The organism is Rhodococcus koreensis (assembly GCF_900105905.1).
Lineage (GTDB): Bacteria > Actinomycetota > Actinomycetes > Mycobacteriales > Mycobacteriaceae > Rhodococcus_F > Rhodococcus_F koreensis.
The window spans coordinates 1,905,033-1,928,183 of the sequence record NZ_FNSV01000005.1 but is presented as its reverse complement, the minus strand read 5'-3'; the positions used below and the strand labels follow the sequence as shown (position 1 = coordinate 1,928,183).

At 67.8% G+C, this 23,151-nt stretch carries 20 protein-coding genes and 1 pseudogene; 13 read left to right on the top strand and 8 right to left on the bottom strand.

What is annotated here, in order from left to right:
- Positions 1 to 70 precede the first annotated feature (70 nt).
- The 5 genes from BLV94_RS13860 to BLV94_RS13840 form a co-directional block, all read right to left on the bottom strand.
- Positions 71 to 1,006, bottom strand: a complete 936-nt coding sequence (locus BLV94_RS13860; protein ID WP_072945650.1) for an RNA polymerase sigma-70 factor — start codon at positions 1,004 to 1,006, stop codon at positions 71 to 73.
- A 113-nt stretch (positions 1,007 to 1,119) separates the two neighbouring features.
- Complete coding sequence (locus BLV94_RS13855; RefSeq protein ID WP_072945652.1) at positions 1,120 to 2,079, bottom strand: diiron oxygenase; 960 nt, start codon at positions 2,077 to 2,079, stop codon at positions 1,120 to 1,122.
- Positions 2,076 to 2,996, bottom strand: a complete 921-nt coding sequence (locus BLV94_RS13850) for a prephenate dehydrogenase/arogenate dehydrogenase family protein (protein ID WP_072945655.1) — start codon at positions 2,994 to 2,996, stop codon at positions 2,076 to 2,078. Before BLV94_RS13850 ends, BLV94_RS13855 begins: the two co-directional genes overlap by 4 nt.
- Positions 2,993 to 5,065 carry an aminodeoxychorismate synthase component I gene (gene pabB / locus BLV94_RS13845; protein WP_072945658.1) on the bottom strand — a complete coding sequence of 691 codons (2,073 nt, stop codon included), beginning with the start codon at positions 5,063 to 5,065 and terminating at the stop codon, positions 2,993 to 2,995. The genes BLV94_RS13850 and pabB overlap by 4 nt, the downstream gene beginning before the upstream one ends.
- Complete coding sequence (locus BLV94_RS13840) at positions 5,065 to 5,514, bottom strand: chorismate mutase family protein (RefSeq protein ID WP_072945660.1); 450 nt, start codon at positions 5,512 to 5,514, stop codon at positions 5,065 to 5,067. Before BLV94_RS13840 ends, pabB begins: the two co-directional genes overlap by 1 nt.
- A 231-nt stretch (positions 5,515 to 5,745) precedes the next feature.
- Here BLV94_RS13840 and BLV94_RS13835 point away from each other — a divergent pair, with 231 nt between their 5' ends.
- Positions 5,746 to 6,681, top strand: coding sequence for an esterase/lipase family protein (locus tag BLV94_RS13835; RefSeq protein ID WP_072945663.1), 936 nt, complete (start codon positions 5,746 to 5,748; stop codon positions 6,679 to 6,681).
- A gap of 27 nt (positions 6,682 to 6,708) precedes the next feature.
- Here the strand turns inward: BLV94_RS13835 and BLV94_RS13830 are convergent, their stop codons facing one another.
- Positions 6,709 to 7,404 (bottom strand): GntR family transcriptional regulator, encoded by a 696-nt coding sequence (locus BLV94_RS13830; protein WP_072945665.1) that lies wholly within the window; start codon positions 7,402 to 7,404, stop codon positions 6,709 to 6,711.
- Positions 7,405 to 7,451: 47 nt separating this feature from the next.
- Entirely contained in the window at positions 7,452 to 8,594 is a 1,143-nt protein-coding gene (locus tag BLV94_RS13825; RefSeq protein ID WP_072945667.1) for an acyl-CoA dehydrogenase family protein, read from the bottom strand.
- Between the two features lie 158 nt (positions 8,595 to 8,752).
- Between BLV94_RS13825 and BLV94_RS13820 the strand changes: the two genes are divergently transcribed.
- Complete coding sequence (locus tag BLV94_RS13820; RefSeq protein WP_072945669.1) at positions 8,753 to 10,294, top strand: aldehyde dehydrogenase family protein; 1,542 nt, start codon at positions 8,753 to 8,755, stop codon at positions 10,292 to 10,294.
- A gap of 18 nt (positions 10,295 to 10,312) precedes the next feature.
- Positions 10,313 to 11,245 carry an oxygenase MpaB family protein gene (locus tag BLV94_RS13815; RefSeq protein WP_072945671.1) on the top strand — a complete coding sequence of 311 codons (933 nt, stop codon included), beginning with the start codon at positions 10,313 to 10,315 and terminating at the stop codon, positions 11,243 to 11,245.
- Between the two features lie 38 nt (positions 11,246 to 11,283).
- Here BLV94_RS13815 and BLV94_RS13810 read toward each other — a convergent pair whose 3' ends face one another.
- Positions 11,284 to 12,522 carry a TetR/AcrR family transcriptional regulator gene (locus BLV94_RS13810; protein ID WP_072945672.1) on the bottom strand — a complete coding sequence of 413 codons (1,239 nt, stop codon included), beginning with the start codon at positions 12,520 to 12,522 and terminating at the stop codon, positions 11,284 to 11,286.
- 275 nt (positions 12,523 to 12,797) lie between these two features.
- Between BLV94_RS13810 and BLV94_RS13805 the strand changes: the two are divergent.
- From BLV94_RS13805 to BLV94_RS13760, 10 genes and pseudogenes are all read left to right on the top strand, one after another.
- A pseudogene (locus tag BLV94_RS13805) lies at positions 12,798 to 13,281 on the top strand (enoyl-CoA hydratase-related protein).
- A 115-nt stretch (positions 13,282 to 13,396) separates the two neighbouring features.
- A complete protein-coding gene (fadD5, locus tag BLV94_RS13800; RefSeq protein WP_072945673.1) occupies positions 13,397 to 14,989 on the top strand; it encodes a fatty-acid--CoA ligase FadD5 in 1,593 nt (530 codons plus the stop codon).
- Between the two features lie 66 nt (positions 14,990 to 15,055).
- A complete protein-coding gene (locus BLV94_RS13795; RefSeq protein WP_072945674.1) occupies positions 15,056 to 15,865 on the top strand; it encodes an MlaE family ABC transporter permease in 810 nt (269 codons plus the stop codon).
- Positions 15,865 to 16,725 carry an MlaE family ABC transporter permease gene (locus BLV94_RS13790; protein WP_072945675.1) on the top strand — a complete coding sequence of 287 codons (861 nt, stop codon included), beginning with the start codon at positions 15,865 to 15,867 and terminating at the stop codon, positions 16,723 to 16,725. The genes BLV94_RS13795 and BLV94_RS13790 overlap by 1 nt, the downstream gene beginning before the upstream one ends.
- Positions 16,725 to 17,777, top strand: coding sequence for an MCE family protein (locus tag BLV94_RS13785; RefSeq protein WP_072945676.1), 1,053 nt, complete (start codon positions 16,725 to 16,727; stop codon positions 17,775 to 17,777). The genes BLV94_RS13790 and BLV94_RS13785 overlap by 1 nt, the downstream gene beginning before the upstream one ends.
- Positions 17,774 to 18,793 (top strand): MCE family protein, encoded by a 1,020-nt coding sequence (locus BLV94_RS13780; protein WP_072945677.1) that lies wholly within the window; start codon positions 17,774 to 17,776, stop codon positions 18,791 to 18,793. Before BLV94_RS13785 ends, BLV94_RS13780 begins: the two co-directional genes overlap by 4 nt.
- Complete coding sequence (locus BLV94_RS13775; protein ID WP_072945679.1) at positions 18,790 to 19,830, top strand: MCE family protein; 1,041 nt, start codon at positions 18,790 to 18,792, stop codon at positions 19,828 to 19,830. Before BLV94_RS13780 ends, BLV94_RS13775 begins: the two co-directional genes overlap by 4 nt.
- Positions 19,821 to 20,918, top strand: a complete 1,098-nt coding sequence (locus BLV94_RS13770; protein ID WP_072945681.1) for an MCE family protein — start codon at positions 19,821 to 19,823, stop codon at positions 20,916 to 20,918. Before BLV94_RS13775 ends, BLV94_RS13770 begins: the two co-directional genes overlap by 10 nt.
- Complete coding sequence (locus BLV94_RS13765) at positions 20,915 to 21,964, top strand: MCE family protein (protein WP_072945684.1); 1,050 nt, start codon at positions 20,915 to 20,917, stop codon at positions 21,962 to 21,964. Before BLV94_RS13770 ends, BLV94_RS13765 begins: the two co-directional genes overlap by 4 nt.
- Positions 21,961 to 23,148, top strand: coding sequence for an MlaD family protein (locus BLV94_RS13760; protein WP_072945686.1), 1,188 nt, complete (start codon positions 21,961 to 21,963; stop codon positions 23,146 to 23,148). The genes BLV94_RS13765 and BLV94_RS13760 overlap by 4 nt, the downstream gene beginning before the upstream one ends.
- The last annotated feature ends 3 nt before the right edge of the window (positions 23,149 to 23,151 follow it).

Below are 23,151 nucleotides of genomic sequence, written 5' to 3'. Positions count from 1 at the left end.
TCTCCGAGCGCCCGTGGTGGGAAGGCTCCGCGCCTTCCCACCATGGGCATCGTCAGTTCAGGGGTCCGCCTCAGCGGCTCACCGCGGTTTCCCGCTCGACCCGCGACAGTTTCTCGGGGTTGCGCACGATGTAGAGCCCGGTGATCTTGCCGTCGTCCATCCGCACCGCCACGACGTCGTCGATCTCCCCGTCGAGCCGGACGATCAGCGCGGGGGAGCCGTTCATCTGCACGGGCTCGACCGATACCTCGCCGCCGATCCGGGGCAGGCCGGCCGCGAGCAGGCGGCCCACCTTGTCGGCCCCGACGATGGGCCGCAGCACGGCCTGCTTGACTCCGCCGCCGTCACCGAGGAGGACGACGTCCGGTGCGAGCTGGTCGAGCAGGCTCTGCAGGTCGCCCGTCTCGAGCGCCCGTTTGAACGCGTCGAGCGCATCCCGTGACTCGGCCGGGGAGACGACGCCCCGCGGCCGGCGCGCAGCGACGTGGGTCCGCGCCCGGTGCGCGATCTGACGGACGGCGTCCGTGCTCTTGTCGACGGCGGCCGCGATCTCCCCGTACTCCAGAGCGAACACCTCACGGAGCACGAACACCGCCCGCTCGGTCGGTGCGAGCGTCTCCAGCACCAGCATCATCGCCATCGACACGCTGTCGGCCAACTCGACGTCCTCGGCCACGTCGGGGGCGGTCAACAGCGGCTCCGGTAGCCAGGGGCCGACGTAGGACTCCCTGCGCCTGCCGACCGTGCGCAGCCGGACCAGCGCCTGGCGGGTGGTGATCCGCACTAGGTACGCCCGCTGATTCCGCACCGTGCCCAGATCGACGCCCGCCCACCGCAGCCACGTCTCCTGCAGGATGTCCTCCGCGTCGGCGGCCGAGCCGAGCATCTCGTAGGCGACGGTGAACAGCAGATTGCGGTGGGCGACGAACGCCTCGGTGGCGGGATCGGAACGGGCATCCGTGCTCCCGCCGCGATCGTCGGGCGTGGTCTGCGACGTGCCGGCCATGGCTGGCTCCTCTTCGTTCTCGACGGTGTCACACACCAGACACCGGGCCCCGCCGTTCTGTGACAACCGGACGGGAGCGGCTGTCACGGAAATCGGGCGGCTTCCCCGCGACGTCAGGCCCACTCGTAGGACATCTCGCCCGCGACCCCGAGGTGCTTGCACAGTTTGTGGATGCCACCGAAATCCTGGACCAGCGCGGATCGCCGGGTGTCGTGTTCGGCGTCGTCGATCATCGCCTGACCGCCCTCGAGGTCCAGAATGTCGACGATGGTGTGCCAGGTCGAGTAGTCGTTGCTGCTGAAGGCGGTCATCGCGTCGACCAGCCGGTCGAGGAAGAGCCGCCGGTCGCCGGGGTTCAGGGTGTCGTAGACGACGCCCGCGATGTCGTCGGCGATCGAGGCGTGACAGTACTCGTCGCGATTGTGCAGCCGGACCGTCGCCCGGTTGACCGGCTGGATGACGTCGTTCTCGGAGATCAGGTCGAGGTAGGAGCTGATCGAGATCTCCGCCACGGTCATGAAGGCGAACGTCGTGATCGCCCGCTGCCTCGGGTCGGCGGCCTCGGTCGTCGCCGCGCGCTGGCGGCGCAACGTCAGGACGTCGGGCAGGGCGTTATTGGGCATCGCCCAACCGCGTTGACGGCGCGTGACCGCGCTCGCGTTCAGGTGCATGAGGGTGTGGTACTGCTCGTCCACCATCGCCTGGTGGACGGCCACGGCGAACGTGTCTCCGAGCCCGGTGTCGAGGGCGTCGTGCGCGACGAGGTCGAACCCGGGATTGACCACGTACTGCTCGATGTCCATGACGTTCTTGTTGAACGCGATCCAGGCCCACGCCCGCAGCTGGTTCCGTTGCTCGCCGCCCATGCGGAGGAACCGGTCGTGATCGGCGAACGGCAGCAACTCGTTCGGGTAGTCCTGCTTGCCGAGGTCGAACAGCGCGTCGAGGTCCGGTTCCGGCTTCTTCACGGTCGCCCGCTGCCCCCAGTTGCGGGCGAGCCGCGTCACGACGGCACTCTCCACCGGATCGGACGGGTCGTACTCCGGGAGCGAGGGAAAGTTCCGGGTCGTCATGACGTATCTCCGTTCCGCGGCTGTCGGTGAACGAGATCGGTGAAGAGGTCGGCGCACAGCCGGGCGAGGGGTTCGTTCCGGTCGCCGAGGGGGGACGTCGCGCGGGACATGAGCGCGGCGAAATCGTCTTCCGAACCCTGCTCGACGGTGTCGGTGAGCGTGGCGAGCGCGGCGGCGAGCGCGCGGCGGGCGTCGCCGGCGAAGGGATTGCCGGCCTGGATGTCGTGGTAGACCTCCGGGACGCCGCCGCCGACCCGTGCGAGGAGCGCGAGCGAGACGAGATGCGGAGGGGTGCCCACCGCGGTGAGTTCGGCGCCGTCGACACCGAGTTCCGCGAGAGCGAGGCCGAAAGCGAGGACGCCGGCGTGTGTCAGTGCCTGGGTCGCTGCCGTGAGCCGGTCGTGGTGTTCGGCGTCCAGGCGGACCACCGAGGATCCCCAGCCGGACAGTGCGGACAGGAACCATTCGACCCCGGCGCCGTCCCGGTAGGTCACGGCCGCGACGGGGCGGCCCTCCGGTCCGAGGGACGGCGCGAACATCGGGTTGATGCCCACCGCGCCGCCCCGCAGTGCGCTCTCCCGCAGGGCCGCATCGAATCGAGATTTCACGGACAGCGTGTCGACCAGCAGGGCCTGCTCGCGCAACTCCGCGACGACGAACGGAATCGACTCCAGCGCGACGCTTTCGGGTATCGCGAGGATCACCGCATCGGCGTTCTGCACCACCGCCCGCATTTCCGGCGTCGGGTCGGTGACGTCGCCCTCCATCTGATCCGAGTCGGACCGGTCGGTGAACCGGATATCAATGGTGCGCACCGTGTTTCCGTCGGTGCGGAGCCGGGTTGCGAGCATCCGGCCGACATCGCCCGAACCGCCGATCAGTGCGACGGTCCTGGCGGATGCGGCCGGGGCGTTCACTGCCCGATCTCGTTCGGCCGGTCTGCCGTCACGGACAGCGCCCGCAACATGGTGGCGGCCTTGACCATTGCCTCGTCGAACTCTTCCTCCGGGTCCGACAGCGCAGTGATCGCACCGCCGATGCCGAATGTCACCTCGGTGTCCGTGGCAACGATCGTCCGGATGACGATGGACAGGTCGGCCGTCCCCGTCAGCGAGAAGTAGCCGATCGAACCGGAATACACACCGCGCGGCCCGGACTCGAGCCGGTCGATGATCTCCATCGTCCGGATCTTCGGGGCGCCCGTCATCGATCCGCCGGGGAAGGCGGCCCGGACACACTCGACGACGGAGGCGTCGGCGCTGAGGGTTCCGCGCACGGTCGACACGAGTTGATGCACGGCCGCGTACGTTTCGACGTCGAACAGCTTCGGAACGTGCACCGAGCCGGGAACGCACACCCGGGCCAGATCGTTCCGCGTCAGATCGACGATCATCAGGTTCTCGGCGCGATCCTTCTCGCTGTCGAGCAGATCCTGCCGCAGCGCCGCGTCCTTGGCGGGGGTGGCACCGCGCGGACGGGTCCCCTTGATGGGTTTGGACTCCACCACCCGGTCCGCGCCGATCCGCAGGAACCGTTCGGGGGAGGCGCTGAGAACGGACAGTCCGGCGAACTGGAGGTACGCGCTGTACGGAGTGGGGCTGATGGAGCGCAGCAGTTCGAACGTGTGCAGGGGATCGATCGACTGGTCCACCGTCGCCATGTTGGTCAGGCACACCTCGTAGGACTCGCCGGTCCGGATCTCGCCGAGCGACGTCGCGATGTGGTCGAGGTACTTGTCGTGGTCGTGCCGCAGGGCGAGTTCGGCGGATTCCGGTTTCCGGATCGGCGGCACCGCGGTCGGCGGCTGGTCCGGCTCGGCCAGCCGGTGCAGCGCCGCCTCCATCTCGTCGAGCCAGCGGCGCAACTCCGGATCGTCCTGGTGATCGCTCAGGCACAGCGCGTACGTGCGCTCGTTCGAATGGTCGATGACCACGGCGCGGTCCGCGAACACCAGCGCGGCGTCCGGGGTGGGCGACTTGTGTGCCGCCGTTCCGCCGGTCTCGGCCTTCAACTCGTAGCCGAGGTATCCCACGTAGCCGAGGCCGAACGGCACACCCGGGAGTCCGGGCACCGACCGTGCCTGCAGTTGCCGTTCGAGGTAGTCGAAGAACGGTGCGTGCACCTGTTCGACCGGTAACCCCTCGCGCGTGATCCGGACGATCGCTTCGCTGACGTCGTACGTGATGTATTCGGCGCGCGGACCGGAACAGTTGCCCATGATCGTGAAACGCGAAGTCGGTTCCGACGCCGACGTCCCGTCGAGCCAGAACGCGTTGGGTCCGGACGCGAACAGATCCTCGAACGTGGTGCGGGGGTCGACTTCGTGGTCGACCCGCACCTGCTGGACCACGTACGGCGCGTGGGGGATCGGGATTCTGAGCAGGGAACCGTGCGTGGGTGTCCCGGAATGCGTCTGCGTGAGGTCGCGGAAGTTCGCGAGCAGTTCGTGGCCGAAGGCGGTGCTGATCGATTCGGGATGGAACTGGACTCCCCACAGCGGGCGGGTGCGGTGCCGCACGCCCATCAGGAGTCCGTCGGCCGTCCAGGCGGTGGCCTCGAGGTCGCCGGGGAGATCCTCGACGATCAGCGAGTGGTAGCGAACCGTCGGGAACGGCGACGGAATGCCGGCGAAGAGTTCGGAACCGTCGTGGTCGACGAGGGACACGCGGCCGTGCATCGGTTCGGGCGCGAGCACCACCTTGCCCCCGAACAGCTGGCACAGCCCCTGGTGGCCGAGGCACACGCCGAGCACGGGGAGTTCGGTTTCCCTGATGATGCGGGCACTGATCCCGAAGTCGCGTTTCCGGTCCGGCCGGCCGGGGCCGGGGGAGATGACGATGTTGTCGAAGTCGGACCAGGGGATCGAACCCCACTCCACGTCGTTGTGCACGACCGTCGGCGGTTCCCCGTTCACCTCGGCCAGCAGGGTGAACAGGTTGTAGGTGAAGGAGTCGTAATTGTCGACCAGCAGCGTCCGGGTACTCATCACGACTCGACATTCGCAGACGGCACGGAACTGTGGCGAACCTGGTGGTTGCCGGCGTGGCTGTGGCTGCCGTTGTGGTTGCCATTGTGGCGGGGAGCCTCGTCGACGGTCTCCGCGTTGATCACGAGGTCCTCGAGCCGGCACGTCTCGGCGATGAGGAGGTCGTAGAGCGAATCGAAGAACTCCGGGGAGAGGGAGTGGCTGTCGGCGTACTGGCGCGCCCGTTCGTGGACGATGTGGATCCGTCCCGGCTGCATCATGGCGATGTGCTCGCGGCGCTTCAGTTCGCCGATCCGCAGGCACACTTCCAACCGCTGCCGGACCGCCTCGAGCAGGGTCGCGTCGACGGCGTCGAGTTCCGCGCGCAGACTCTCGAGTGCGTGCTGCGCCGAGGCGTCAGTATGCTCTCCGGAATCGTCGCCGTTCCGCTGTTCTACGGAGAAGTACATAATCGCCCCACTCACTCGATCGGCAGTAGCTCTCTCATCCCGACTATCGTGTGTCGTTGGTGGTTCGTTTCCATGAGCCTTCCGGATGGCCGGGAGTGCCGTGGTCGATCGGCCGAAAACGAACCTGGTGGGTTATCACCCCCGGGAGTCTCGATCTCAGGTTGAGACTTTGATGGACGGTTGGCTAACGTAACCTGAAGTCTATTTCCGCACACTCAGGATACGAGGAATATGCGTATATCGTCGGCCACTAGGGCTCTGTTGTGCGTGCTGGCAGGCATCGTGATGCTGGGCAGTGCGGCACCGGCGGCAGCGGATCCCGTGGAAGCGGAACCCGCGCCCGTGGTCGATCCGTCCGCGCTTCCCGGGGCCAACGACTGGAGCTGTAAGCCGTCCGCGGCGCACCCCCGTCCCGTCGTGCTGGTGCACGGCACCTGGACCGGCATGGTGGGGACGTGGAAGGACCTCGCTCCGGAGCTCAGCGCGGACGGCTACTGCGTCTTCGCCCTCAACTACGGACAGGCGGCCGGTCTGACCAAGGGCAACATGATGCGCATGTTCGGCGGCGCCGACATCGAGGAGTCCGCTCGGCAGCTCGCCGGGTTCGTCGAGCTGGTCCGCACCGCCACCGGTGCTCCGCAGGTCGACATGATCGGGCATTCGCTCGGCGGCACGGTGTCCCGTCAGTACCTGCGGTTCGAAGGCGGTGCCGACCGGGCGAACCCCGCGCTGAACAAGGTGCACTCGCTCGTCACGCTCGGCGCCACCAACCACGGCACCAGCTTCGGGGACGTCCAGTCGCTCGGTGCGATCGCGCAGGCACTGGGTGTGCCGGTCACAACGCTCGCCGGTGTCGCGGTCGGGCCGTCCTACATCCAGCAGATGGTGGGCTCGCCCTTCCTGCAGCTCCTCAACGCGGCGGGCGACACCGACCCGGGCATCGACTACACGGTGGTCGCCAGTCGCAGCGACACCGTGTCCACCCCTCCCGAGAACACGTTCCTGACAGCCGGTCCCGGGGCCGCCGTGCACAACATCTGGCTCCAGGACGGCTGCGACACGAACACCGCGGACCACGGCCAGCTGACCACCGATCCGCGGGCCGTGTACATCATCCAGCGGGCACTGGACCCCGGTTACGGAGACCGCAACCCCGCACCGTGCTGACCCGGCACGGGTGATCGGCGGCGCCGGTCAGTCCCAGATGCCGACCTCGTCGAGATGTGCGACCAGTCGCTGGGCGCCGTCGATGAAGTGGGCCTTGTTCTCGGCGCCGACCACGTCGGCCTTCCCGTCGGCGAGCGCGGCGATGAGGCGCCGGTGGCTCTCGACCGCCGACTCGCCCCAGGCCGGATCGGACGAATAGAACTGCACCGGCGTGTACCGGGTGGCGCTGAGCAGGAACCACGACAGCTTGCTCGCGTCGGCGAGATGGTTGATGACCCGGTGGAAGGAGAACTCGAGATCCTCGATGCGGTCGGCCTCGCCGTCCTCGACGGCCCGCCGCAGCTTCTCATTGATCGCGGTCAGCTCCTCGACGACCTCCGGGGTGACGGACCGCGTCGCGCGGACCGCGAGTTCCTCGGCGATCTGGCCCTGTAGCCAGAAGAGGTCGTGAATGTCGTCCCGGCTGAGCGGGGCGACCACGTAGCCGCGGTGGGGAACCAGTTCGACGAGTCCCTCGCCGCGCAGGGTCAGGAGCGCCTCGCGGACGGGTGTGACGCTGACACCCAGGTCCGCCGCCGTCTCGTCGAGGCGGATGAAGTCACCCGGGCGAACGCCCCCGGACATGATCAGGTTGCGGACGTGCACGGCGACGTCGTCCGACAACTGGGGTCGGCGGCGCAGGGTGCGGCCCGCTGGGGATCGTGACACGGAGGGCGATGCCATGGAGAACTCCTTCGATGCGGCAAACCAGCATAAACCGCAGTGGATGTTTACAAGCCGTAGGTCTTGCCGATGATGTCGCGCTGAATCTCGTTGGTACCGCCGTAGATGCTCGAGACGATGGTGGCGCGGACGTGCTTCTCCATGTCGAACTCGGTGGCGTAGCCGTACCCGCCCATCATCTGTATGCCCTCGAGCGCGACCTTCTTCGCCGTCTCCGTGACCTTCAGCTTGGCCATCGACGCTTCGCGGGCCAGCATCTTGTCGGGGTTCGCGTCGACGTCCTTGGCGACGCTGTACACGAGCAGTTTGCAGCACTCGATCTCCGTCGCGAGATCGGCGATGCGGTGGCGTAGCGCCTGGAACGATCCGACGGGACGCCCGAACTGCTTGCGCTGGGTGACGAAATCGAGGGTGTCCGCGAACGCGCGCTGCGCGGTGCCGAGCATCATGGCGGCGAGGATCAGGCGTTCGAAGTTCAGTCCGGTCATCAGCTGGCGCCAGCCGTTGCCGACCTCGCCCACCACCGCGTCCTCGGGGAGGACGCAGTCGGTGAAGTAGAGGTCGTTGACCTCCTTGCCGCCCATCGTGTCGATGCCACTGATCTTCAGTCCCGCGGTATCCGCGGGGACGTGGAACATCGTGAGGCCTTCGTGTTTGCCGTCGCCGCGCCCGGTGCGGGCCACGAGCAGGATGTTGTCGGCGAAGTGCGCATTGGAGCACCACGTCTTCTGGCCGTTGATCACCCAGCCGTCGGCGGTCTTCTCCGCGCGGGTGCTGAGGTTGCCGACGTCGGAACCGGCCTCCGGCTCGGACATCGAGATGGACTGCGACCGGCCTGCCACGATGCCGCGCAGCACGACGTCCTTCTGTGCGTCGGTTCCGAACTTCGCGTACGCGCCGCCGGTGATCAGGGTGGGCCCGATTCCGCCGATGGGCGCCATGCCCTTGGCGGCTTCCTCGAGCAGGATGCACATGTCGACGTGGCTCGCGGCCGAGCCGTCGTACTCCTCGGGGATGGTGATGCCCAGCCAGCCCAGCTTCGCCATCTTCTCGTAGAGGTCCTGATTGTGGTTGTGCTCGCCGTGATTCGTCAGCCTGTCGCGTTGCTCGCGGGTGCCGCTCTCCCGCTTGCAGAAATCGGCGATCGCCGCCGCGAAGTCCTTCTGTTCACTGGTGAATTCGACGCTCATGTCCGGGGAGCTCCTCGTGGGTGATGCGGGCGGCGAACAGGCCGGCCGGGGGTGACTGTGTGGGGCTTGCCGCGATGGGGTCAGCCGCATACTGTGATGTCCACTACATTACATCACATCACATATATTTGATGTGATCTCGAGGGAGGATATCGACCATGCCACAGCAGGCGGAGACGACCGAGACGACGGCAGGCGCTCAGCCCACGGCTCCGACGGGGCCGGCGGAGCCGGCGCCGAAGACGTTCGCGTCCCTGGACCCGCGCGACGGCACCGTCCTGGCCGAGTACCCGATCGAGGGGGAGCGGGAGGTGCGCGCCGCCGTCGACGCGGCCCGGTCGGCCGCGCAGTGGTGGAACGCCCTCGGCTTCGACGGCCGCAAACAATGGCTCCTGGACTGGAAGAAGTCGATGGCACGGGACGGCGAGCAACTCGCCGCACTCGTCGCCGCCGAGACCGGCAAGCCCTACGACGACGCGCTGCTCGAGGTGATGCTCGCCATCGAGCATCTCGACTGGGCGGCGAAGAACGCGGGCAAGGTCCTGAAGCGGCGCAAGGTGCCCTCCGGTCTGGTCAGCGCGAACCAGGCCAGCAGCGTCGGGTACGAGCCGATGGGTGTGGTCGGTGTGATCGGGCCGTGGAACTACCCCGTCTACACGCCGATGGGCTCCATCTCCTACGCGCTGGCAGCGGGCAACACCGTCGTCTTCAAACCCAGTGAACTGACCCCCGGGGTCGCGGTGTGGCTCGCCGACAAGTGGAAGGCACTCATTCCCAATCAGCCTGTCCTGCAGGTGGTCACCGGCGACGGGTCGACAGGTTCCGCCCTCGTCTCCGCCGGCGTCGACAAGATCGCCTTCACCGGGTCCGCCGCCACCGGCAAGCGCGTCATGGCTGCCTGCGCCGAAACGCTCACGCCGCTGGTCGTCGAGGCGGGAGGCAAGGACGCCATGCTCGTCGACGCCGACGCGAACCTGGACGAGGCGGCCGGGTTCGCCGTGTTCGGGGCGATGGGCAACGCCGGACAGACGTGCGCGGGCGTCGAGCGCATCTACGTCGTCGACTCCGTCTACGACGAGTTCGTCCGGCTGGTCGCCGAGAAATCGAAGGTCCTGCGCCCGGGGCCACGGGACGCGGCGTACGGCCCCATGACGATGACCAGCCAGTCCGACGTGGTTCGCAGCCACGTCCAGGACGCACTCGACAAGGGTGGATCCGCGGTGGTCGGCGGACTCGACTCCATCGCGGACGGGTACGTCGGGCCCATCGTGCTGACCGGCGTTCCCGAGGACAGCACCGCGATCCGCGAGGAGACGTTCGGCCCCACGGTCGTCATCAACAAGGTCGCCAGCCTCGACGAGGCGGTCGCGTTGGCCAACGGCACCACGTTCGGTCTCGGCGCATCCATCTTCACCAAGGACGCGACGAAGGCGATGCAGGCTGCGGAAAAGCTCAGGGCCGGTGTCGTGACGATCGGTTCGGTGCTCGGGTTCGCCGGCGTGGCGGCGCTGCCGTTCGGCGGTGTCGGAGATTCGGGCTTCGGCCGCATCCACGGCGCGGACGGTCTGCGTGAATTCAGCCGGGTCAAATCCATCGCCCGGCAGAAGTTCGCGGCTCCGCTGAACCTGCTCACCATGCAGCGCAAGTCGCGGGACATGAAGATTTCCGCCTGGATGTTGAAGAACCGACACGGACGCTGATCGCGGGAGGGCATCCACATGCTGACGAAGACCATGCGCACCGGCACCGGTGCGCCGGGCGGGGTTCCACGGGGCAGGCACGGCTGGCAGCGCCGGATCGAGGAACTCGACCCGGTCAGGGACCACGAGGAGATCCACCGCATCACTGCCGGCTACGAGTTTCCGTGGGACTACCAGCGGTCCCTCGAGTTCGCACTGTTCCGAACGTATTGCGTCCCCACGATTTCGGAACTGCTGCAGCGCACCGGCGAGTTCGAGAAGCGGCCGCAGAAGCGATACGACGACACCGCGTTGCTGATGGCCGAACTCGTCGAACACGGCTACGACTCCGAACGCGGCGTCGAATCACTGCGCGTCGTGAACCGCATGCACGGCAAGTACGACATCGACAACGACGACATGCTGTACGTGCTGACCACCTTCATCTACGAGCCGATCGACTGGATCGACCGGTTCGGGTGGCGGCGGCTCACCCCGAACGAGCGTCTTGCGTGCTTCCACTTCTACCGTCAGGTGGGGGTTCGCATGGGGATCAGGAACATCCCCGAGACCTTCGAGGACTTCTACCGGTTCAAGGCCGAGTACGAGCGGACACACTTCCGGTACACCGACGATAACCATCGGGTCGGCACGTACACGCTGACGCTGTTCTGCTCCTGGTTTCCGGCGGCACTCCGGCCGCTCGTCGCAATGGGGGTCTACGCGCTCCTCGACCCGATGATGCTGGCGGCGTTCGGATTTCCCGCAGCCCCGCGCTGGCTGCAGAACGCGTCCCGACGTGCGCTGCGGATCCGGGCGCGTTTCGTGCGCCTCCTGCCACCGCGCCGCGAATCGAAGGCCGCACGCGATCCGCGCAACCGGACCTACCCCGGATACCCGGTGGGCTACCGCCCCCGTGACCTCGGCGCGGACAACGACAAGCAACGAGGAGCCCGCCGGCGGGCAGCATGAGAACTGTGTCCCTGGGCGATTCGCCCAGGGACACACGCTCAGTGACCCAGCAGCACGGCCGTCATCAGGGTGTGGAGCCGGGCACGCGACTCCTCGCGGGTGTCGAAGTGGACCAGTCGGCCGATGTCGAGAACCAGCCCCAGCGCCGCGTGCACCAGAAACCGTGCCTCCGGCGCCGAGAGTTCGGACCGCACGGCGGTCACCAGGTGGACCCATTCCTCGACGTGCAGGCGCTGCACGTTGCGGAGATTGGTGCGCTCGTTCTTCGGGAGGTTCCCGATCTCCGCGAAGTAGACCGACAGCACTTCCGGGTTCCCGAACGAGAGTTCCAGGTACGACTCGGCGAGTTTGCGGAGCGCATCTTCGGGGCCGGTGGCGGCGGACAAGGCCGCCGAGGTGGCTACGGCCAGCCGGTCGGACGCGCGGTAGAACACCGCTGCGAGAAGATCTGCCTTGCTGGGGAAGTGGCGGTACACGCTCGACGCGTTGATGCCGGCCGCGGCGCCGATCTCTTCGATGCTCGAGTCGTGGTAGCCGTGCCGGTCGAAGATCTTGACGGCCTCGTTGATGAGCAATTCACGCTTGGACGTCACGGCCAGGCCGCGCACCGCACCTGCGCCTGCGTTCTCTCCTTCGGTCGGGACGGCGGGAGGCAGTGTCGCGCGCAGGATCGATTCACAGGCAGACTTCAGAAGCGCGTCGAGTCGGCGCGTCGCGAGGGTGGTGCGATGTGCGCTGATGCTCGCCATCACGCTCAGTGTCGACGCCCCCAGCGTCGTCGCGTCGACGGCGGTGAGTTCGGGGCGAATCTCGCGCAGCGGCGCGGCCACGCACTGCGTGACGTGCACGAAGACGTCGCGGATGCGGGTGCGATCGTCGGCCTCGAGGTACCGGCCCTCCCAGCGGTAGAGCCCGGCGACCTTGCGGTTCTCGATGCTGATTGCGACGAGCGCGGAGATCAGATGGTCGAGTCGGTCTCCGGGCTCGAGGTCGGCGACGCCGCCCCGTGCGCCGTCCGCGGTTGCCTGGAGCGCGTCGGCCGTCGTCGTCGCCGCGTGGACGAACAGCGCGTACTTGTTGGGATAGTGCCGGTACAGGGCGGGACCGGAAATGCCGATGGTGGCAGCGATCTCGTCGACACCGACCGCATGGTAGCCGCGCTCGCTGAAGGCTTCGGCTGCGACGTTCGCGATCTGGGCCTTGCGATTCTTGGGGCGGCGGCGGATCGGCCGGTCGGTCGCGGCACCGGCCGCCGTGCTGGTCCGGGCCACGGTCACCTCCAGTAGTGGGCAGTCGTCTGCCAATTCCTCTGCCGGTCATCTTAACCGAGACTCCCGCACCGACGAGCCTCGGATGGTCACCCTGCGCTGGAGTGTTCGCCCGGCGTCTCGATGAATCGCCAGTAAGACAGTACGAAAAGTGTTCCGAGAGGTATTGACACGTACCGAACGACACTAATAAGTTAACAGCAATTCGCGTGCGACGATGGCTTCTTCCGTCGCCCGCCTTCCCCCGGCCTCGCAGGTCGATTCCCTCGGAGGTAGCTGGCGTCATGAGTGCACCACGGCAACTGTCGACCGTCCCCGCCGTCGCAGCCGACGGTCTCCGGGTGGTCGTGGACGGCGGGATCCTCCGGATCACGATCGATCGGCCCGACCGGATGAATGCACTCGATCTGGCACACATGACCGCACTCGGCGACGTGCTCGAAGGCGCGCCGGCGGATCCTGCCGTCCGCGTCGTCGTCCTCTCGGGTGCGGGCGCGGCATTCTGCACCGGCGCGGATCTCGCGGCGGCGGCCGCAGCGGGCGGCCGGGAGGCGCCGCCGCAGCGCGCTGATCGCCGCCTCGATCGGCAGGGCCAGGGCCAGGGCCATCGCGCTGACCAAGCAGGCTCTCACGGCGACCACGCTGACGGAACTGGACTCGGCGCTGGGCCGCGAGAAGGCCGGCCAGACCGAATTGCTCCAGTCGCCGGACTTCGCCGAGGGGGTCACGGCCATGCTCACGAAACGTGCTCCGAACTTCGGCAGCTGATGCGAATTGTGGTTAACAAGACCGTTCCGATAGACGTCGACATCTGTAATACTCGTCACAGCCTCCGTGTGGGGCCGAGGGGCGAACTCGAGTACAGCGAAGGGACCACCACCACATGTCATCACGTAGCGAGACGCTCACGCAGCCACTGCAATCCCGCCGCAACCACTGGAACAACTGGGTTGCCACCCACGCCCGGACGAAGCCCGGCCATCCCGCGTTCCGCCATCTCGGGCAGAGCACGTCCTGGCGCGAACTGCACGAGCGTTCGCAGGCCCTCGCGGCGGCGCTGTCCCGGCGCGGGGTGAACTTCGGCGACCGCGTCCTGCTGCTCACGCTCAACCGCACCGAATTCTTCGAGGCGGTGCTCGCGATCAACGCGCTGGGCGCGATCGCGGTCCCGGTCAACTTCCGGCTGACACCGCCCGAGGTCGCCTTCATCGCACGGGACTCGGGCGCACGAGCCGTCGTCACCGAGCCCGCGCTCGCGCCTCTCGTTTCCGCTGTGCGGCAAGATGTTCCCGATCTCGGCCTCGCGATCGTCATGGGCGCGGAGACCGAGGGCGACGTTCTCGGTTACGAGGACCTCGTCGCGGAAGACGGTCCCGCCTTCGCCCCCGTCGACCTGCCGGAGGACACGCCGTCGCTCATCCTCTACACCTCCGGCACGACCGGAACACCCAAGGGTGCGGTGCTGTCGCACTCGAACATGGTCGGGCAGTCCATCACCTGCATCCGGGCGATGCGCTACGACAGGGGCGACGACGTCGGGTTCCTCGCGTCCCCGGTGTTCCACGTCGCCGCCCTCGGTTCGGTGGCCCCGATGCTGATGCTCGGCGCGACGACCGTGATCAACCCCCTCAAGGCGTTCGACCCTGCCGAGATGCTCGACGTGTGGGAGCGCGAGCGCATCACCACGGCGTTCCTCGTTCCGGTGCAGTGGCAGGCCGTTTGCGCCGACCCCACTGCCGCGGGCCGCGACCTCGCCCTCCGCGTCATCAGCTGGGGTGCCGCACCCGCATCGGACACCGTCCTGCGCGCCATGGCGGAGACTTTCCCGAAGGCTCTCGTCGTGGCGGTGTTCGGGCAGACCGAGATGTCCCCGATCACGTGCGTGCTCGACGGCGACGACGCGATCCGCAAGCTGGGCTCGGTGGGCAAGCCCGTCCCGACCATCCAGACGCGGATCGTCGACGACGAGATGAACGACGTCGCCCCCGGCACCGTGGGCGAGATCGTGTACCGCGGCCCGACCATGATGCAGGGCTACTGGCAGAACCCGGCCGCGACGGCGGACGCGTTCGCCGGCGGGTGGTTCCACTCGGGCGACCTGGTGCGGCAGGACGAGGAAGGCTTCGTCTACGTGGTGGATCGCAAGAAGGACATGATTATCTCCGGCGGCGAGAACATCTACTGCGCCGAGGTGGAGAACGTCCTGTTCGGGCATCCGAGGATCCGGGAGGCCGCCGTGGTCGGCAGGCCCCACCCCAAGTGGACCGAGGTGCCCGTGGCGATCGTGGCGCTCGACGACGACGGCGACGATCTGACGGTCGACGAACTCGCCGCGTGGCTCGAAGACAAACTGGCCCGTTACAAGCATCCGAAAGACGTCGTCGTCGTCGACGCCCTCCCCCGGAATGCCAGCGGCAAGGTCGTCAAGGGTGAGCTTCGAAAAGCCCACGGCGCACACGACGTCGCGGTCGTCTGACCCCGATTCCCATACTGCTCGACGCCGGTCACCGATCGCAGGTGACCGGCACCGGGGGAGGACCGCGTGACATTCCAGCTGCCACCCGCCAAAGGGCCCGTCAGCCATTTCGCCAACGAAGTCGGTGCGCTCATCGGGTTCTCGATCGCGACCACGGTGGCCGCCGTCCGAGTTCTGGTGCGGCGCAAACTGGCCTGGCGGGAACTGCTGGACCAGGCCTGGCGGATCGCCTCGGTTACGTCGGCGCCGGCCCTGCTGCTGATGATCCCCATCGGAGTCCTCATCGCCGTCACGATCGGCAGCCTCGCCGGTCAGCTCGGCGCCGAGGGGTACACGGGGGCGGTCGTCGGGTTCGTGATCGTCGGGCAGGCGTCCGCGCTGGTCTGTGCGCTGATGCTGGCCGGGGTGGGCGGGTCCGCGATCTGCGCGGACCTCGGCTCGCGCACGATCCGCGAAGAGGTCGAGGCCATGGAGGTCCTCGGACTCGATGTGATCGAGCGGCTCGTGGTTCCGCGGGTGCTCGCCGCGGTGCTGGTCGGCGTCGCACTCTGCGCCATGGTCACCGCCGTCGGAGTGTCGGCGTGCTTCCTTTTCCAGGTGGTCGTCCAGAACAGTTCGGCGGGAAGTTTTCTCGCGGCACTGTCCCAGTACACGCGGCTGTCGGATTTCGTGGTCGCCCTCGTCAAGTCGATGGCGTTCGCGGTGACGTCGGCGCTCGTCGCCAGCTTCAAAGGGCTGCACGCCAAAGGCGGACCCAGCGGTGTCGCCGACGCCGTGAACGAGGCCGTCGTGCTCGCCTTCATCCTCGTGTTCATCGTCAACACCGTGCTCAGTCAGCTCTATTCCGTTCTCGTCGTCCCCGTAGGTGGTTACTGATGGTCGTGAGTACCCGATCGCCCGCAGCACACTGGGTGCGGTCCAGGGTCCGGCAGCCCCTCGAACTGATGACGGGACTGGGCCGGGAATTCACGTTCTACGGCAGCGTGGTCGCAGGCGTCCCCCTCGCGGTCGTAAAGTACTGGCGGCACATCATGCGGCAGATCGGCGACATCAGTTTCGGTGGTGCGACCCTGCTCGCCGGCGGCGGAGCGATCGGAGTCGTCTTCGCGATGTCCGCGGTCGCGGCGACGCAGGTGGGCATCGAGGGGTTGCGCGGACTGGACCTGCTCGGAATGGGGTCGCTGTCCGGGCTCCTGTCCGCGATCCTCAACACCCGCGAACTCGCGCCCGTCATCGCCAGCATCGCGCTCGCCGCGAAGGTCGGGACGGGGTTCACCGCACAGCTCGGCGCCATGCGCATCTCGGAGGAGATCAGCGCGCTGGACGCGATGGCGATCCCGTCGCTGCCGTTCCTCGCGAGCACCAGGCTGGTCTCGTGCCTGGTCTGTGTGGTGCCGCTGTACGTCGTCGGGCTGCTGTCGTCCTATTTGGCTTCGCGACTGGTGATCGTCACGTTCAGCGGGCAATCGGCCGGAACCTATGACTACTACTTCCACCTCATGCTCACGCCCACCGACGTCGCGTACTCGTTCGTGAAGGCGGTTGTGTTCGCGACGATCATCGCGCTCGTGCACTGCTCGTACGGGTATCACGCCTACGGCGGGCCCGAGGGCGTCGGCCGGGCGGCCGGGCGCGCGCTGCGTACCAGCATCCTCGCCATCGGCATCGTCGACCTGCTGCTGACGCTCACCCTGTGGGGTCTCGTCCCCTCCGCCCCCGCTCTGGGGTTGCCGTGATGCGCGGCCGCCCGGGAGGTCCGGGCAACGGTGCCCTCGCGGTGCGGGGTGTGATCGGAGTGGCGGTCCTGGCCGTCGGATCGGCGCTGCTGGTCGGTTTCGGCACCGGTGCGATCGTCACCGACCCCGTGGTGACGGCGACGCTTCCGGCGGACGCCGGTGCGGTGAAGGCGCACACCACGGTGTCGTACAACGGCGCGACCGTCGGCACCGTGTCGAGCGTCGACCCCGGACAGGACGAGACGGGCATGGACATCAGTCTCCGCCCGGAACAGATACAGCGCATCCCGGCGTCCGTCCAGGTGCGGGTGGTGCCCCGCACGTTGTTCGGCGACCAGACCGTCGAGCTGGTGTCCACCGCGGGAACCGGCGGTGCGCGGCTCGAGGCCGGTGCCCGGCTGCAACCCGACACGTCGGCCGAGACCGTCCAGATGTACGACCTGTACTCGAAGGTCTATGACCTGGTGTCCCGGGTGAAGCCCGAGCAGATGCAGGCCGCGCTCAGCGCCGTCGCCGACGCATTGCGCGGGCGCGGCGAACAATTGGGGCACACCATCGACAGCCTCCACACGGTGGCGCAGTCGACCGCGCCTCTCGTCGACTCCCTCGCGGAGCGCGCGCCGCAGATCGCACGGATCAGCGAACAGCTGGCGACGGCCGCACCCGACGTCCTCGCAAGCATGGACGCGGCGGTGTCGCTGTCGAACACCCTCGTCGAGAACACCGGCAGCTTCACCGGTTTCCTCGCCGCCTCCCTCGTCGTGACGAGGAACTCCGGCGACGTCCTGGAGCAGAACGCGGACAACATGATCGCGGTGGCACTGAATGTCTCACCGACCCTGGGCACCATGGCCGGCAAGTCCGACCTGCTGCGGGCGACGCTGGACGAGGCGGGTCCGTTCGGTGACGCCGGCGCCGCCGTCTTCTCCACCGGTACGTTCGCGGTGCGGGTCGCCGCCGACCTGTCGAACCCGCGGCCCTACAGCTCGTCCGACTGCCCGCGGTACCCCGGCCTGAACGGACCGAACTGCGGGGGCGGTGGCGGAGGATGAGCGTCCGGAACTCGGCAATCAAACTGGCGGTCTTCGCCGTCTTCGGAATTCTCTCCGCGGTCCTCGTGGTGAACACACTGCGGGTGCCGGTGGAGGGACCGACCGTCGCGTACAAGGCGTTGTTCACCGACGCCCAGGGGGTGACTGCCGGCAGCGACGTCACCATCGCCGGTGTGCGGGTGGGACGGGTGGCTTCGGTCGACATCGTCGACGGCGACGCCGGAAGCGCCACCGCCCTGGTAAATTTCGAGGTGCAGCGCGATCAGACTCTGCCTGCCGGCACGACAGTCGCGATCCGATACGGCGACCTGCTCGGGATCCGGTATCTCGATCTCGCGGCCGGTTCGTCGGGCGAGGAGGGCACCCTCGCGGAGGGCGACACGATTCCGCTCGACCGGACGTCGCCCGCACTCGATCTCACGAGTCTCTTCAACGGATTCAAGCCGCTGTTCGACGCGATCGACCCGAAGCAGGTCAACGAACTCGCCACCGAAGTCGTCGCCGTGTTCGACGGCCGGAAGACGAGCATGGAAACGCTGCTGCGCCGGGTCGCGGACGTCACCGGCACCCTCGCGAATCACGATCAGCTGATCGCTGATCTCATCGCGAACCTCGAGGTGGTGGTGGGAACGGCGGCGGCCCGCGGTCCGGAACTGTCCCACCTCGTCGACAGCCTCACCCAGTTCAGCGGGATGCTCGCCGAGAACAACGAGGTTCTCATGGACACCCTCGATCAGAGTGCGGCGGTGAGCCGCTCGGCGCTGCAGATCGTCGACGGGCGGGTTCCGGAACTCGGCCGCACGGTGAACCGACTCGAATCGCTGACGGGGGCGATGGTCGGTGCCGACCCGGAATTCGATCACCTGATGGTGGCCATGCCGCAATTCTTTGCTTCCGTCGACCGCTCGGGCTCCTATGGTTCCTGGCTCAACATCTACCTGTGCACGTTCATCGTCAACGTCGACGGTCGCGAAGGCGCCCTCGGTCCCGACCTGCATTCGAGGTACTGCCAATGAGTGTCACCGACACGGTGCGCGACGTCTGGGACGCGCTGGCCGGAAACCAGCGGGTGCGGCCCGTCAACCCGTTGATCGTCGGAATCGTGGGAATCATCGCCGCGACGCTGGCGCTGGCCCTGGTTCTCGTGATCCCGCGGGTGAGCTTCAGTGTGCGAACCGACGGTTACACCGCCGAACTCGCGAACGCCGCAGGCCTGACCGATTCCGACTACGTGTACGTGGCCGGGGTGCCCGCCGGCCGGGTGACCGCGGTGGACCTGGCGGGCGATCACGTGGTCGTCCACTTCCGGCTCGACGGCGCGCGTCACCTCGGGTCGACGACGTCCGCGGGCGTCAAACTGTCGACCATCCTCGGCAAGCGGTATCTTGACGTGTCACCGTCGGGGCCCGGCGACCTGGGCGACGACGGAGTGATTCCCCTGAGCCGCACCAGCGTTCCGTACTCGCTCGACGACATCGGCTCGTCCGCGCTCGAGACGGCGGACGACCTCGACCTCGGCGGACTGCAGAAGATGCTCACCGTCGTGACGGACACGGTGCCGCAGGACGCGACCCTCAACCGGGAGGCACTGTCCGGGGTGAGTGCGGCGTCCGCGATCCTGGCGAAGAACGCGGATCAGGTCACGCAACTGCTCGACAGCTCGCGAACCCTCACCGACGTGCTGGTCGGTCAGCAGGATCAGCTGACCACCCTGCTCGGCAACGCCGACGTCGTGATGAACACGCTCGCCACCCGGCGCGAGGCGATCCGCCGGATGGTCGACGATCTCCAGGCCCTGATCGCGCAGGCGTCCCAGTTCCTGGGGGAGAACACCGCCGAACTCGACTCACTGCTCGCGAACGCGCGGCAGGTGACGGAGCGACTCGACGCGAACCTCGCCAACCTCGACGCACTGCTCACCACGGGTGCACCGGCGGCGAGGGCGCTCGTCAACGCGACCGGAAACGGTGACTGGGCCGACGTGTCGGCGCCGTCGGCCGTGATCGCCGACAACCTGCTCTGCGTCGTCGGACTGATCACGGGATGCTCGTGAACGCGGGAACCGCACGCCGGGTCGTCGGGATCGGCGGCGTGCTCGTCCTCGTGGTGGCGATCGTCGTGGCCGGGTGGCTGCTGATCTTCCGCACCTCCTCCACCGTGATTCATTCCGAATTCGCCTACGTCAACGGCGTGTTCCCCGGCACCGAGGTGACCGTGCTCGGCGTGCCCGTCGGCACCGTCGGGTCCGTCGAACCGCGGGGCGGGGTGGTGACGGTCACGATGTCGATCGCGTCCGACGTCGTGGTGCCCGCCGATGCGCACGCGTACGTGCTGGTGTCCTCCGCGATCGGGGAGCGTTTCGTCGAACTCGGTCCCGCGTACACCGGCGGTCCGGTGCTGGAGAGCGGGCAGACCATTCCCCGCGAACGCAGTCATTCGCCCATCACCTGGGACCAGTTGATGGACAGCGTCGACACCGTCGTCAAGACCCTCGGCCCCGACGGCGGCGACGCCGGCGCCGCGATCTCGGCAGCCGCGGCGTCCACGGACGGGCTCGGTCCCGCGATGAACGACGCCATCCGCACACTGTCGCAGGCGAGTTCGGTGATCGCGGGAAACAGCGCGGACGTCGGAGCGCTCGTCGACAACCTCGAGATACTCGTCGACACGATCTCGGCGCGTCAGGCGCAGGTCGACTCCCTCGCCGGGTCGCTCACCGCCATCGGAGACGAATTCGCCGGGCAGCAGTTCGCGATCGGCGACACGGTGAACCAGCTGTCCGCCTTGCTGAATCAGATCGACCACCTCGTGTCCGCCCGGGGCGGCGACATCGCCGCCGGCATCGACGATCTGGCGGGGGTGAGCGAAGTGCTGCAGCGGCACGACACCGACCTCGCCGAGATCATGGACCTGGTGCCGTTGCTGATCGACAACATCCAGCGCGCGGTCACTCCCGACCAGCGTGCCCGCATCCGGTTGAACATCTCCACCAACCTGGCGCAGGCCGAGCCGACGTCCCCGCTCTGCGCGGTGGTGGATCCGATCCTCTGCCGGGGAGCGGGAATCACCAACCCGATTCAGTTTCCGCCCAGCATGTCCGACCCGTTCGGGCTGCGCGAACACATGGTCGGAGGACGATGACGATCCGCACCAGAACGACGTCGCTGACGGCGGCGCTGATCGTCGGCGCGACGCTGGCCGCCGCCGGTTGTTCGCTGAGCCTGCAGGAACTGTCGGTCGGCCGCTCACCGGACGGTCCGTCCTACGAAATCACCGCGCAGTTCGACGGCGTCGATCGTGTCGTGCCCGGCGCCGAGGTCCGGGTGGGACAGGAAGTGGTGGGCCGTGTCTCGGACGTGTCGACCCGGGATTTCACCGCGGAGGTCGAGATGCGGATCCGCGACGACGTCCCGATTCCGCGGGACGCGACGGCACGCATCGAATTGCCCACGGCCCTCGGCAATCCTTTCATCCGACTCGACGTCGCGGATGCGGCCGGCGCACCGATGAGCGAGGGCGACGTGCTCCCGCCGGCGCAGACGTCGCGCGGCCCCGACATCGAAAGCGGGCTGGCCGCCCTGGCCACGGTGCTCAACGGCAGCGGCATCGACCAGATACACGCCATCATGAACGAATTGACCGCCGCCTTCACCGGCCGCTCCGACAAAATCCGGGAACTTGCGGACATGCTGAACGACACGCTGGGCGTCGTCGACGACCACTGGGACGAACTCGACCGGGCGATGGTGGCGTCCCATGCGTTCGCGGCGGAACTCGCCGCCGGGCAGCCGGTCCTCGACCGCGCGATGACCGATCTGGCGCCGGTGCTGGATCTCCTGGTGTCGCAACGAGATCAGATCACGGCGCTGATGGGGGAGGCCTCCCGGCTCAGCCGTGAGGCGCAACGCGTCCTCGGCAGTGCCGGATCCGCACTGTCGACCGAGATCAGCGACGCCGGGACCGTGCTCGCCGCCCTCGACGGCTTCGAGTCGGAACTCGCCCCCACCCTGAACTCGGTGGCGACGTTCCTCGGCGGATTCGCCGCCGCCACACCCGGTGACTACACGACATTCGACGGAACGTTCGACGTCACCGCCGTCATCGCGAAGCTGCTCACCGGCTCGGCCCCGCTCGAGGTGCCCGAAGCCCGCACGTTGCCCGAGGTACTCGGCGGAGGCGTCCGATGATGACACGCCACGTCGTGGCGCAGCTGGTGTTGTTCCTCGTCATCTCGGTCGCCGCGATCCTGTTCGGGCTGCGGTACGTCACCGGGCCGGACACGTTCGGAAACCCCATTCACCTGACGGCCCGGCTCGACCACGCCGCCGGTCTCGCGCAGGGTGCATCCGTCAACTACCGCGGAGTCGGAGTGGGAAGGATCAGCTCCGTCGACGTGAACGAGGAGGGGACGGGCATCGTCCTCGGCATCGAACTGCACCCCGGCACACAGGTGTCCGCCGGGTCGACCGCGAAGATCACCACCGAGAACGCGATCGGTATCCAGGCGCTCGACATCATGCCGGGCAGCGCGGATCCGCCGTACCTCGCGGACGGGGCCCTCATCGACGTCCCGCAGGAGGGGATTCCGCGATCGCTCGACGTGACCCTCGTCCAGACGACGGACCTCGTGAACTCGATGGACGTCACCGCCCTGTCCTCGCTCGCGGACACGTTCGGCACCGCCTTCGGGGGCACGGGACCCGACCTGCAGAACATGCTCGACGGTTCCGCCGAGATCGCCCGGACCCTCGAAACCCGCACCGACGCACTGTCGACCATCGTGAACAAGGGCATTCCGCTCCTGGACACGGTGGACGGACTCACCGCGGCCCTCCCCGAGTCGGCGAGCACCGCCCGCAGCGTGCTCGAGCAGTTGCGGGCCCACGACTCCGCACTCGTCGACCTGCTCGGGCGCTCGCCGCAGACGATGGCCAGCCTGGACGCACTGCTGTCGGGAAACCGCGACTCCCTGGGCGCCCTGATGGCGAATCTGGTTCTCCCCACCGAGATCGTCGGCGACCGGACCCCCTCCCTCGAGTACGGCCTGACCATCATGCCCGGCGCACTATCGAAGATCGCGTCGATCGAGAAGGGCGGCCTCGCCGACCTTCTCCTCGTCGGAACGCAGGGGCCGATGTGCGTGTACGACGCCCCACGCCGTCTGGTGACCGAGGCGGAACCGAGCACGCCCGCGCTGGACTGGACCTGCCAGTCGCAGCAGTATCTCGAGCAGCGGGGCGCCGTGAACGTCCCTCGACCCGACGACCGCGGGCAGGAGAACGCGACCAGGAACGGCGGTGTCTACGGCCCACCCGCCGCGGACGATCCGCTGGTCATCGAACCCCCGCTGACGGGGCACACCCCGCGTTAGACC